Origin of the sequence: Corallococcus interemptor (genome assembly GCF_003668875.1) — a bacterium.
In the GTDB taxonomy this organism is placed as follows: Bacteria; Myxococcota; Myxococcia; order Myxococcales; family Myxococcaceae; genus Corallococcus; species Corallococcus interemptor.
Map to the genome: position 1 here is coordinate 23,550 of NZ_RAWM01000092.1, position 11,651 is coordinate 35,200.

11 protein-coding genes are annotated in these 11,651 nt (G+C 70.0%); 4 read left to right on the forward strand and 7 right to left on the reverse strand.

Going from position 1 to position 11,651, the window contains the following annotated elements; all coding sequences use genetic code 11:
• The first annotated feature begins 16 nt into the window (after positions 1 to 16).
• Positions 17 to 772, forward strand: a complete 756-nt coding sequence (locus D7X96_RS27065; RefSeq protein ID WP_120550501.1) for a GvpL/GvpF family gas vesicle protein — start codon at positions 17 to 19, stop codon at positions 770 to 772.
• Here the strand turns inward: D7X96_RS27065 and D7X96_RS27070 are convergent.
• From D7X96_RS27070 to D7X96_RS27090, 5 genes are all read right to left on the reverse strand, one after another.
• Entirely contained in the window at positions 756 to 1,808 is a 1,053-nt protein-coding gene (locus D7X96_RS27070; protein WP_121771071.1) for a hypothetical protein, read from the reverse strand. The two genes, D7X96_RS27065 and D7X96_RS27070, sit on opposite strands and share 17 nt — an antisense overlap.
• The gene (locus tag D7X96_RS27075) at positions 1,805 to 3,676 is read right to left on the reverse strand and encodes a motility-associated ABC transporter substrate-binding family protein (protein ID WP_121771072.1); all 1,872 of its coding nucleotides are present in this window, start codon (positions 3,674 to 3,676) and stop codon (positions 1,805 to 1,807) included. Before D7X96_RS27075 ends, D7X96_RS27070 begins: the two co-directional genes overlap by 4 nt.
• Complete coding sequence (locus D7X96_RS27080; protein ID WP_120550503.1) at positions 3,673 to 4,395, reverse strand: ABC transporter permease; 723 nt, start codon at positions 4,393 to 4,395, stop codon at positions 3,673 to 3,675. Before D7X96_RS27080 ends, D7X96_RS27075 begins: the two co-directional genes overlap by 4 nt.
• Positions 4,392 to 5,318 (reverse strand): ABC transporter ATP-binding protein, encoded by a 927-nt coding sequence (locus D7X96_RS27085; RefSeq protein WP_121724156.1) that lies wholly within the window; start codon positions 5,316 to 5,318, stop codon positions 4,392 to 4,394. The genes D7X96_RS27080 and D7X96_RS27085 overlap by 4 nt, the downstream gene beginning before the upstream one ends.
• 70 nt (positions 5,319 to 5,388) lie before the next feature.
• Positions 5,389 to 6,804, reverse strand: coding sequence for a TIGR01777 family oxidoreductase (locus D7X96_RS27090; RefSeq protein WP_121771073.1), 1,416 nt, complete (start codon positions 6,802 to 6,804; stop codon positions 5,389 to 5,391).
• Positions 6,805 to 6,836: 32 nt separating this feature from the next.
• Here D7X96_RS27090 and D7X96_RS27095 point away from each other — a divergent pair, with 32 nt between their 5' ends.
• Both D7X96_RS27095 and D7X96_RS27100 read left to right on the forward strand, forming a co-directional pair.
• On the forward strand, positions 6,837 to 7,802 hold the full coding sequence (locus D7X96_RS27095) for an L-threonylcarbamoyladenylate synthase (RefSeq protein ID WP_121771074.1): 966 nt from the start codon (positions 6,837 to 6,839) through the stop codon (positions 7,800 to 7,802).
• Between the two features lie 59 nt (positions 7,803 to 7,861).
• Positions 7,862 to 8,935 carry a virulence RhuM family protein gene (locus D7X96_RS27100; protein ID WP_121724159.1) on the forward strand — a complete coding sequence of 358 codons (1,074 nt, stop codon included), beginning with the start codon at positions 7,862 to 7,864 and terminating at the stop codon, positions 8,933 to 8,935.
• A gap of 263 nt (positions 8,936 to 9,198) precedes the next feature.
• Here D7X96_RS27100 and D7X96_RS27105 read toward each other — a convergent pair whose 3' ends face one another.
• Positions 9,199 to 9,972, reverse strand: a complete 774-nt coding sequence (locus tag D7X96_RS27105; protein WP_121724160.1) for a hypothetical protein — start codon at positions 9,970 to 9,972, stop codon at positions 9,199 to 9,201.
• Between the two features lie 227 nt (positions 9,973 to 10,199).
• On the opposite strand from D7X96_RS27105, the gene D7X96_RS27110 reads away from it, so the two are divergent.
• A complete protein-coding gene (locus tag D7X96_RS27110) occupies positions 10,200 to 10,532 on the forward strand; it encodes a Sua5 family C-terminal domain-containing protein (RefSeq protein WP_502260786.1) in 333 nt (110 codons plus the stop codon).
• Here the strand turns inward: D7X96_RS27110 and D7X96_RS27115 are convergent, their stop codons facing one another.
• Positions 10,533 to 11,240, reverse strand: coding sequence for a hypothetical protein (locus D7X96_RS27115; RefSeq protein WP_147468407.1), 708 nt, complete (start codon positions 11,238 to 11,240; stop codon positions 10,533 to 10,535). It lies immediately after the preceding gene.
• Positions 11,241 to 11,651: the final 411 nt, after the last annotated feature.

Sequence of the window (11,651 nt, forward strand, 5' to 3'; positions counted from 1 at the left end):
AGGGAGGGGGCACGTCATGACGACGAAGACCCAGGCGGAGTCCTCGCGCGAGGGGCCGGCGCACTACCTCTACGGCGTCGTGCGCGAGGACGGCGGATGGACGCTGGAGCTCGCGGGGCTGGGCGAGTCCCCGGTGCGCCTGGTGCGCGAGGGCGGCCTCGCGGCGCTGGTGTCCGAGGTGGCGGGCCCCCGGGTGGTGCCCACGCGGGCGCACCTGCTCACGCACCAGCGCGTCACCGAAGCCGTGGTGCGCGAGCACACGCTGGTGCCGGTGGCCTTCGGGACGGTGTTGCCGTCGGAGGCTCGCGTGCGGGAGCTGCTGCGCGTGGCGCGGGCGCCGCTGAGCCGGGCCCTGTCGGAGCTGGAGGGACGGGTGGAGCTGGGGCTGAAGGTGTACTGCCACGGCGACGCGCTGACGCGCAGGTTGCTGGAGGCGCGGCCGGAGCTGGCGCGCGGCCCGGCCGAACTGGAAGAGGACCACGAGTCGCGGCTGGAGGCGGCGCTGCGCGACCGCACCTCCAAGGACCTGGACGGGCTGAGGGCGGGGCTGCGGCCGCTGGCGGAGGCCACGCACGAGGCGCCGCCGCTGGGTGAGCGGATGATGTTCAACGCGGCGTACCTGGTGGACCGCACGCGGGTGGCCGCGTTCGAGGCGCGGGTGTTGTCGCTGGTGGCGCGGCTGGACGCGTACACGTTCCGGTTCACGGGGCCGTGGCCGGCGTACAGCTTCGTGGACGTGCGGCTGGACGTGGAGCTCAGCGCGGCGAGGTGAGCTTCACGGCGTCCTCGGCCAGGAGCTCCAGGCCGCCGCCCATGCGGGCCCAGCCGGGGGTGAACTCCGTGCGCGCGTACCACGAGCCGTCCGGCGTCTTCGCCATGGAGAGCTCGCCCACGGCCTTGCCGCCGCGCTGGTACTCCACGCGGAAGGCGGGCGTGGGAGCGGGGCCTGGAGGGGCTTCGCCCCGGCCCAGGAGCTCCACGGGGGTGAGGCGCCACAGGCGGTCATGCCAGTTGCGGGCGAAGTCGTCCGGAGTGCCGGGGGCATTCTCGGGCGACAGCTGCACGGCGCCCGGGGGCTTGCCGCTGGCGGCGAAGGCGCGGGACGTGGTGCCGGTGGTGATGACGACGCGGTCGAAGCCGTCCACGTCGAAGGTGTGCAGGCGCCGGTCCACGAGCCGGCTGGCCGCGGCCTCCAGGTCCGTCAGCAGCGCGGGGCCCAGCAGGAAGACGTGCCCGTCGGAGGTGCGCTGGAGGTAGGGAGGGCCCCAGCCCGAGGCAGGCGTGGCGACGCGGAACGTGCGAGGCGTTCCATCGAGCGTGAGCGTCAGGCCGCGCTCCGTTTTCGCGAGGCCGATTTCATCCAGCTTCTTGTCGTCCAGAACGCCCAGGTCCCGCTGCGCGCGCAGCGGAGCCAGGCGGGAGAACAGCTTCAGCGCCACGTCGTTGCCGCGCAGCTCGCGGGGCGGAGGCACGGGGGTGGGGCTCGCGGGTGTCCCCGCGTCGGTATCCGTGGTGACGATGGAACCCCCATCCGCCACGCCGCCATCCGTCGTTCCAGCCCCGGCTCCCGGCTTCGCGGGCTTGCTGCCCAGGCGGACCCAGAGGGTGTCGCGGTCCTGGGGGTCGCGCAGCAGCTCCACGAAGCGCGTCTCCTCGTCGTACCGGATGCGGTCGAGCGAGCTCGCCTGCCCCTCCTCCACCGTCACCTCGCCCGGCGCGCGCGAGGGCTCGCGCTGCCACACGAAGAACGCGGCCACCAGGGCCACCCCTGCCAGCACGCCCTGCACCGCCACGTCGCGCGCCTTCATCGCGCACCTCCCGCCACCGCGGTGCTCCGGGGCGCTCGACGCCCGCGCCGCCGCGTCACGAAGAAGCCCACCGCCAGCACCGCCACCGGCATGCCGAAGACCGTCGCGTAGAACCACACGACGTCCTGCGAGCGCGTGTGCTGCAACGGCACGTCCTCCTCGCTCTCCGTCACGCCGGACAGCGCCTCCTCACCGGAGAGCCAGCGCAGCGTGTCCACCGCGAGATACGCATTGCCCACGTTGCCCAGGATGCCGTCCCCCAGCGCGTCCGCGTCCGCCATCACCACCGCGCGCGACGCGGGCTTCCCCTCCCCCGCTGACTTCTCCACCGCCACCACCAGCGGCCACGCCTTCGTGACGTCTCCCGGCTCCCGCTCGAAGTCGCCGTTGCGGTCCGCGAACGTCTCGCCGTGCGCGCGCACGCTCGTGTCCAGCAGCACGCCCGGCACCGGCGGCGTCAGCGGCTCCAGCGCCGTCGCGCCCAGGAACGCCACCGCGCCCTGCGAACCCAGCGCGGACAGCGACGTCACCGACGGATGCGAGGAGAAGCTCGCCGTGCCCAGGTTGCCCCGGTCGCTCTGCTGCCGCGTGGTGCGGAAGAACACCCGGTCGTTCGCCAGCGGGATGCGCAGCGACTTGAGCCCCATGGACTGAAGCAGCGGATCCAGTGCCGCGCCATCCGGCTCCAAGGCAATCCACAGCCGCCCGCCCCGCTCCCAGTACTCGCGCAGCGCTGCGGTCTCCTCCGGAAGCAGCTCACGCGTGGGCCCCACCACCGCCACCATCGCCGCGTCGCCCGGCACCGCCGAACCCAATCCCTCCGCCACCGTGAGCGTGCGCACGTCCACGTTCTGCGAGCGCAGCAACTCCTTGAACTGCGCCACCGACGGCCGGGCCGCCTCCCCCGGCACGGGCCGCGTGTCCGCGCGCTCCCCATGGCCTCCCGTGAGGTAGACGATGCGACGGGGCTTCGCCACCGCCAGCATCCGCCGCTGCACCTCCGCGTCCAGCCGCTGGAGCTGTCCCCGTGCACGCTCCGGATCCAGGCCCAGGGAGAGGATCTCCTTGCGGTCCCCTCGCGCCAGCACCACGGAGCCGTTGCTGCTGACGCCCAGCGCCTTGCCACGCGCGGGCTCCACCGCCTGGTCCAGCGCCTCGACGCTCAGCTGCGGGCTCTCCGGCTCCAGGTCGCGGAAGTACTGCCGCACCGCCTCGCCGACCTCGTTCGCGGGAGGGAAGAAGAGCGTCACCTGCAGGGGCTCGTTGAGGCCGCGCACCAGCTTGCGCGTGGCCTCCCCCGGCTTCGCGGTCCGGAAGTACGACAGGTCCCACGTCGCGTCCGCCGCCGTGGCCACGTACGTCGCCGCGAACGCGAACACGACGACGAACGCCACGCCCAGGCCGGAGAACAGCGCGCTCTTCACCCGGCCCGTCTCCGGCACCGGCGCCCGAGCCATCGCCACGAGCGCGGCCTCCACCATCGCCAGCGGCACCAGCGCGCACAGCAGCAGCGCCGGGAACAGCACCGCCAGCACGCCCGACAGCTTCGGCGCGGAGCGGGACAGCGGCTCACCGAACAGCGCCGTCCCCACGTCCCCCTTCACGAAGTAGAGCACCAGCGCGGTCAGCCCCACGACGTACAGCGTGAGCACCCACCGCTCCAGCGCGCGCCGCTCCGGAGGCGCTGCAATCATCCGCACCGCGCGCCACGCCGTCGCGGCCACCACTCCGGCCGTGCCCAGCGCCGCCAGCGCCACGCGTCCGGAGCCCACGCCCAGCACGCGCTCCGCGAGAAACACGGCGACGAGCCCCGCGACGAACGCCCCCGTCGCGGCCAGCCCCGTCCCGAAAGCAGCCGGCGAGCTCATCGCCACCTCCGCGCTTCCAGCACCCGTGTGGCCGCGAACAGCGCCACGTAGGTGACGACCAGATAGTAGACGACGTCCCGCACGTGGATGAGCCCTGCCTGGAACGGAGGGAAGTGCTGGTTCCACAGCGACATGGCGCTGAAGACGTCCGACAGCGGCTGCTCGGTGATGCGCGCCAGCAGCCAGCACAGGATGAGCGCCACCAGCATCACCGCGGAGAAGATGGCCGCGAGCAGCTGGTTCTTCGCGAGCGCCGACCCGAACGTGCCCACCGCCAGCGAAGCACTCCCCAACAGGAGCAACCCCAGGTAGCCCGCCGCCACGTGCCCGAAGGACACCTTGCCGTTCACCAGGACGAGCAGCGGCATGTAGAGCGTGAGCAGCAGGTACAGCGCCAGGAACGCGAGCCCCGCCAGGAACTTGCCCAGCACGATGTCCCGGTCGCGCACCGGCGACGCGTACAGCAGCGGCAGCGTGCCCGTCTGGCGCTCCTCCGCGAGCAGCCGCATGGACACCAGGATGGCCGCCACGATGGTGAAGCCGCTGGAGTAGTAGAAGAAGCCGGACAGCACCTCCGCGGAGCGCTTGCTCGCGCCGCCCAGGGCATAGGCGTTGAAGAACAGCCCGTTCACCGCGAGGATGATGGCCAGGATGACGTAGCCGCTGAGCGTGCGCAGGTAGCCGGCCAGCTCGCGGCGCGCAATCAGGAGCGCCTTCACGCCTTCACCTCCTGCCCGTGCGTCAGGCGCAGGAACAGCGCCTCCAGCTGTCCCTCGTTCGCGTCCAATCGCAACAACTCCAGTCCCGCGCCCACCACCGCTCGCGCCACCTGGGGCCGCAAATCCGGCGCCGCCGCGATCTTCATGGAGAGCACGCCCCGCTCCCCTTCCCGCGTCTCCACCGCGCCAAAGCCCTGGAGCGCTTCGAGCGCCCGCGCCCGGTCGCCCCGCACCTCCAGCACGATGGACGGTCCGCCCAGGCTCCGCGACAGCTCCTCTTCACTGCCCTGCGCCAGCAGCGTGCCCTTGTGGATGATGAGCAGCCGGTCGCACGTCTGCGAAATCTCCGGGAGGATGTGGCTGGACACGAGCACCGTGTGCGCGCCCTTGAGCCCGCGGATGACGTCGCGCATCTCCACGATTTGAAGCGGATCCAGTCCGCTGGTCGGCTCGTCGAGGATGAGCAGCGCGGGCTTGTGCACCAGCGCCTGCGCCAGCCCCACGCGCTGGCGGTAGCCGTGGCTCAGCGTGGAGATGACCTCGCCGTGCACGTCGCGCAGGCCGGTCTTCTCCTCGGCCTCACCCACGTGGGACGCGGTGGCCTTCGCGGGCACGTCGCGCAGGCGGGCGACGTAGGCCAGGTACTCGCCCACCGTCATCTCCTCGTAGACGGGAGGCACGTCCGGCAGGTAGCCGATGCGCTGGCGCACCTCGTGGGACTGGCTCACCACGTCGTGCCCGTCGATGACGACGCGGCCCGAGGTGGGCAGCAGCACGCACCCGAGAATCTTGAGCGTCGTCGACTTGCCCGCGCCGTTGAGGCCCAGGAAGCCGATGACCTCGCCCTGGCCGATGGTGAAGGCCAGGTCCCGGATGGCCGCGTGCTCGCCGTAGAACTTCGTCAGCCCTTCGACCTGGATCATCAGGACTCCTCGAAGCGAGGGGAAGCGGCGCACTTCTGTCGCCCCGCCCGAGGAGTGTCAAGCACCGGCCTCACCCGTGGCGGTATTCCGCGCCGTCGGTGGTCCGGCCCAGGGTGAAGCGCAGCGCCTCCTCCAGGCCGGGCAGGAGGAAGGAGAAGCCGTTCGCCTGGGCGACCGTGGGCAGCGCGTGGGTGCTGGACAGCAGGGTCTCCTCGCCCATCTGACCGAACACGGTCTTCACCACGGCGGCGGGCAGCGGGAACACCGCCGGACGGTGCAGCACCTTGCCCAGCACCTTCGCCAACTCCCCCTGCCGCACCGCGTTCGGGGATACAGCATTGAGGGGCCCCTGGATGGACGGCGTGAACATGGCGAACTGGATGAGCCCCAGCACGTCCTCCAGCGACACCCAGCTCATCCACTGGCGTCCGGAGGCCACGGGCCCGCCGCCGCCCGCCTGGGTCGCGAGCGCCAGCTTCGCGAGCGCCCCGCCCCGCGCGTCCAGCACCACGCCGATACGCAGGTGAACCACGCGGATGCCTGCGTCCTGCGCGGCCCTGGTGGACGCCTCCCACTGGCGCGTGACGTCCGCGAGGAAGCCGTCGCCGGAGGAGGACGTCTCGGTGATCTCCTCCTCGCCCCGGTTGCCGTAGTAGCCGACGGCGGACGCGCAGATGAGCACGCGCGGCTTGCGGGTGGCACGGGCCAGCGTCTCACACAGCAGGCGGGTGCTCTCCGTGCGGCTCTTGAGGATCTCCCGCTTGCGCTCCTCGGTCCACCGGCCCTCGCCCACGTTGGCGCCGGACAGGTGCACCACGGCGTCCACGTCCTCCAGGCCCGCCGCGTCCACGGTGCCCTTGTCGGGCGCCCAGGCAATGTCACCTCGAGCGGGGTTCGCGCGGCCACGCACCAGCCGCTTCACGCGGTGGCCGCCGGTGGCGAGGAACGACGCCAGCGCCGAGCCCAGCATGCCGGACGCGCCGCCAATGGCCACGGTGAGCGGGCCCTGGGAGGCGAACCGGGCATGGCGGCGCAGGTCCGCGCGGGTGAGCGAGTGGCGGTACGCGAACATGCGCTCCAGCCGCTTGCGCGCGTAGCCCGCACCGAAGGTGTCCCCGAGCGTACCCACGGGCAGCTCGTACTGGATGGAGTCCTCCAGCAGGGAGGCCTGGGGCCCCGAGGGCTGCATGCGGTGGTCGTGGATCCACTTCGCGAAGGGGCCCTCGCGCTGGGTGTCCTGGAACGAGGAGCCCTCCACGTACGCGGTGTGCTCGGCGACCATGGTTTGAGGGATGGGGCCCAGGTGGAGCTTCACGACGACGCGGGCGCCGGGGCGGATGCCGTCACCGGAGCGGTCGACGACCTCGGCGGTCTCCCAGGGGGGCGACAGGCGTTCGAAGGCCCCCTCGCGGGTGTGCCAGGTGAAGAGGTCGGCGGCGGGGACAGGCATCTGGCTGCGCGCATCGAAAACGTGCGACTTGCCCATGGTTTCTCCAGGGGAGACAGTGCGACCCGAGCATGCTTACTCCCGACCTCCTCGACCGTGCAGTCGAATTGCTGCGACGCGGCGGTGTCATCGCCCTGCCAACAGAGACGGTCTACGGACTGGCCGCCAACGCCGAGGACGAGCTGGCCGTGCGCCGGGTCTTCGCCATCAAGGGCCGGCCGGCGAACCACCCGCTCATCGTCCACATCCCGGACGAGGAGTACCTGCCGGAGTGGGCCCGTGAAGTACCGGACGAAGCGACGGCGCTGGCGAGGGCGTTCTGGCCGGGGCCGTTGACGCTGGTGCTGAAGCGCACGTCGAAGGCCACGGACGCGGTGACGGGAGGCCAGGACACGGTGGCGTTGCGAGTGCCCGGCCACTCCGTGGCGATGGAGGTCCTGGAGCGGCTGGGAGGAGGCGTGGCGGCACCGAGCGCCAACCGCTTCGGAAAGGTGAGCCCGACGACCGCGGAGCACGTGCAGCGGGACCTGGGCAGCGACGTGGACCTGGTGCTGGACGGAGGTCCGGCCACGGTGGGCGTGGAGTCCACCATCGTGGACCTGTCCTCTGGAGCCCCCGCCATCCTCAGGCCCGGAGGACTGGCGACAGAGGACATCGAACGCGTGCTGGGGCGCGCGGTGCCGGTGCGCACGTCGACTACGGTGCGAGTATCGGGTTCGCTGGAGTCGCATTACGCGCCCAGGGCCGGAGTGGTGCTCGCTGAGCCGCATGAAGCGGTGCAGCGGGTGGAAGCGCTGCGTGCACAGGGATTGCGCGTAGGCGTGCTGGGCCCCGCGTCGCTGTCACTGCCTACAGATGTGCAGCGTTTCGACGTGCCGGCGGAACCCGCGCAGGCCGCGCGGGTCCTCTACGCACGGCTGCGTGAAGCCGACGAACAGGGCCACGACGTGCTCGTGGCCTGTCTGCCCGCCGCCAGCGGCCTGGGCATCGCCGTGCGGGACCGGCTGTCCCGCGCGGCGGCGCCCCGCGACAGCTGAGCTTCCAGACGTGTGGAGTGCATGAGAACGGGTGAGCAGATCGACGCGGAGCCGCACGTATGACCACCGATAGGAAGGCGCTCGACCCCAATGCAGGAGAGTTCCTGGTCTACGTTGGCGACGATGGAATGTCCCGGGTCCACGTGCGGCTCGAGGAAGGGACCGTCTGGCTGACCCAGAAGCAACTGGCCGAGCTGTACGGCAAGGATGTCCGGACCATCAACGAGCACCTTCAGAACATCCATGAGGAGGGAGAACTCGATCCCGGAGCAACCATCCGGAAATTCCGGATAGTTCAAACCGAGGGCTCCCGCGAGGTCGCGCGGCTCGTGGAACACTATTGCCTGCCAGCGATCCTCGCCGTCGGTTACCGCGTGCGATCCACCCAGGGGACGCGCTTCCGACAGTGGGCAACAGCCCGCCTGGACGAATTCCTCGTCAAGGGCTTCGTACTTGATGACGCCCGGCTCCAGTCCACGGCCCAGTTGGGCGAGGACTATTTCGACGAACTGCTCGAGCGCATCCGCGAGATCCGGGCCTCGGAGCGGCGCTTCTACCAGAAGGTCACAGACATCTACGCCCAGTGCAGCTTCGATTACGACTCACAGTCGGACCTCACCCAGACCTTCTATGCGACCGTGCAGAACAAGCTTCACTGGGCCATTCACGGACACACCGCCGCGGAACTGATCCGCGAGCGCGCCAACGCGGCACAGCCAAACATGGGGCTCGCGACCTGGAAGAACGCCCCCAAAGGCCCTATCCGAAGAGCCGACGTCACGGTCGCGAAGAATTACCTCCAGCAGCAGGAGCTTCAGGAGCTCAACCGCATCGTCACGATGTACCTGGACTACGCGGAGGACCAGGCACGGCGGCGGCGCCCGATGACCATGGCCGACTGGGTAGCGAAACTGGACGGCTTCCTGGAGTTCAACGAACGCGACGTCCTGTCGCATGCAGGGCGGGTCAGTCGCGAACTGGCCAGCTCGCATGCGGAGTCCGAGTTCGACCGCTACCGCGCGGAACAGCGACGGCTTGAGGCGAGCCAACCCACGTCTGACTTCGACCGCGCCGTAGAGCAGACGAAGCAGATTGAGGCAAAGGTCCGGGGACGGGGGAAGAAGAAGTCATGAGGCGAAGATGCACGCCATGACTCCTTCCTGGGGATGGCGGACGTAGAGCGCGTGCTGGGGCGTGCGGCGCCAGTGAGTACGTACGCCATGGAGCGAGTTCACGGGTCGCGAGTCTCGCACTGCGCGACCAGGGGGTGTAGTGCTTGTTGCCTGTCCACCCGCCAGTGGCCTGGGCATCGCCGTGCGGGACCGGCTGTCCAGCGCGGCGGCGCCCGCGAAGGCTAAACGAGACACGCACCAACCTTGTTCGTGGTCGACAGCCCTCAAAGCCCCTTGGTCATGCGCTGAAGCTCAAGTTCCTTTGTGCGTTGCCGGGCCGCTACGAGCTCCGCTGCATATCTCGCACTCTCATATTCGATAACCACGGCATCAATGCCTGGCGTTTTCACGCTCCTGAGTTTGACGTCGCTTTCGACCGTCGCCCACCGACTCAGCAGCACGAATCGTTTCGAGGCAGAGCGCGCTTGTCGTCGGGCTTCAGCCTCATCGTTTTCTGCCCTGACATCAATGCGCTGCTGCGCGTACTGTTCCTGGTGAACCCCGGTGAGTGATTCCGTGAGCTTCCCCAGCGCGTACACGGTATCTGCGGCAGAGCGATAGCTGCCAACCCGCCGTTGCGCTTCATCGGCCGTATCCCGATCGTGTACCGGGGTCCCGAACTTCCGATTGAGCAGCCGCCGGATCAGCAGATGTGCGTCCCGAACGTTGCCGGCATCTGGAAAGAAGACGTCGACCGCGACGAATCGGCCCTTCAGAAAGGCAAACGTCACAACTGCTGGCAGGTCCGCGATGGTGGACTTCCAGCGCATCGCATTCTCATTGAGCATCTTCCCATCCGGGAAGAGCTCTCGGACTTCTTCGACGCGCATGCCCCAACGGGCATCTTGAAAGCCCTCGGAACTCCGATAGGCGGCCCCCTGACTCCGCCAGTCCTCCATGGCCCCATGGCGCTTCTTCTCGATCAGCTCTTCGCGAGTGGTCACGCAGGCAGCGGTGAGGCACGCCATCAAGATGCAGCCAAGCACGCTCAGTCTCATGGAACCTCGAATCTCCAAGACGGCCCTTCAGACGCAAACCCCTCATGAAACGGGTGTCCCCACCGGGGTGGACTCTCGGGCAGAAGCAATCATAAAGCATGAAGGGCGCCGGGCTTGGATGCCCCAGGAGGACTTGCGGCGGAGGGCCCGGGTCGCCCAGTCTCTCTGTCCAGAGGGGGGACAGCGACATGGGCCTTGCTGCGGGGTAGTTATGGGTCGTCCTGACCATGGCGTCCGGTTCGCTGGAGTCCCACTACGCGCCCCGGGCCGGCGTGGTGCTCGCGGAACCGCACGAAGCGGTGCAGCGCGTGGAAGCGCTGCGTGCACAGGGATTGCGCGTAGGCGTGCTGGGCCCCGCGTCACTGTCATTGCCTTCCGACGTGCAGCGCTTCGACGTGCCGGGAGAACCGGCGCAGGCCGCGCGGGTTCTCTATGCGCGGCTGCGTGAAGCCGACGAACAGGGCCACGACGTGCTCGTGGCCTGCCTGCCCGCCGCCAGCGGCCTGGGCATCGCCGTGCGGGACCGGCTGTCCCGCGCGGCGGCGCCCCGCGACAGCTGATCAGAGGTCCTTCACCAGCTCCTGACGCGCCTTGGACGTGTAGCGGCCGATGAGGCCCGCGCGCCTGGGCGAGTACTTCGCGCTCTCGTACTGGATGGCCATGAGGCCCCGGGCCGGCAGGGTCCACTGCGTCAGGTTCACGTGGGTCTCGTCGGTGGTCCACCGGTTGAGGACCTTGAACTGTCCCTGCCCCGCGAGCGCGCTCTCCAGGGCCTCCGCGGAGGCCGCCCCGTCCGCCTCCTGCAGCGGCGCCAGGTCCGCGGCGAAGCGCACGGGGACGTCTCCCCACTTCACCTGGCGCTTCACCTCACGGGCCGTCTTCGGCTCGCCGAACTTCCGGGTGAGCAGGTCCCGCATCAGCGACTGGAAGGTGCGCGGATCCGCCACGTCCTGGAAGAACACGTCCACCGCCGCCAGCCGGTTCTCCAGGAACCCCAGCGACACCTCCGCCGGCAGCTCCGCGATGGTCGTCTTCATCCGCAGCGTCCCATCCGGGGCCACGGTCGCCTCGGGCAGCGTGGCGCGGACCTCGTCCGGCGACATCCCCCAGTGGGCCCCCTGGAACCCCTCCGAGCTGCGGTAGGTCTTGTCCGCCGCATCGCGGATCGCCTGCCGCCGCTCCAGCGCGGACGGCTTGTCCGGAGTCGAAGTCGCACAGCCCGCCGCCAATCCCAGCACCCCCAACAACCCAAAAGCCCCAAGCTTCATTGCTTTGCTCCCATTGCAGTCACAAACATCCCCGCGCTTCACGACGCGCGGACATAGAGGAATACGGGGTGACTGCGGAAGCTGGGTCGCCGGATGCCCCAGGGGGGACTTGCGGCCAGGGGGCCCGGTCGCCCAGGCTTGGCCTTCGCAGAGGGGAGCGGACTGGAAGGGCCGACTCAGGCGGGCCGCGTCATCGCCCGTTCTCCCTTTTACAACCGCCGTCCGCTCCGCTATCCCGCGACGGTCACCCAGGAGTGTCCCCGTGAAGCGAAGTCTGTCCGGTCTGCTCGTCGCCCTCGCGTTCACCGCCTGCAAGCAGGAGGCGCCGGGCAAGCTGGAGCCCATCCCGCGCCCGCCCGGAGCCACCGCGCCCGAGCCCGAGGAGGCCGCTCCCGCCGCCCCCGCCGAGCC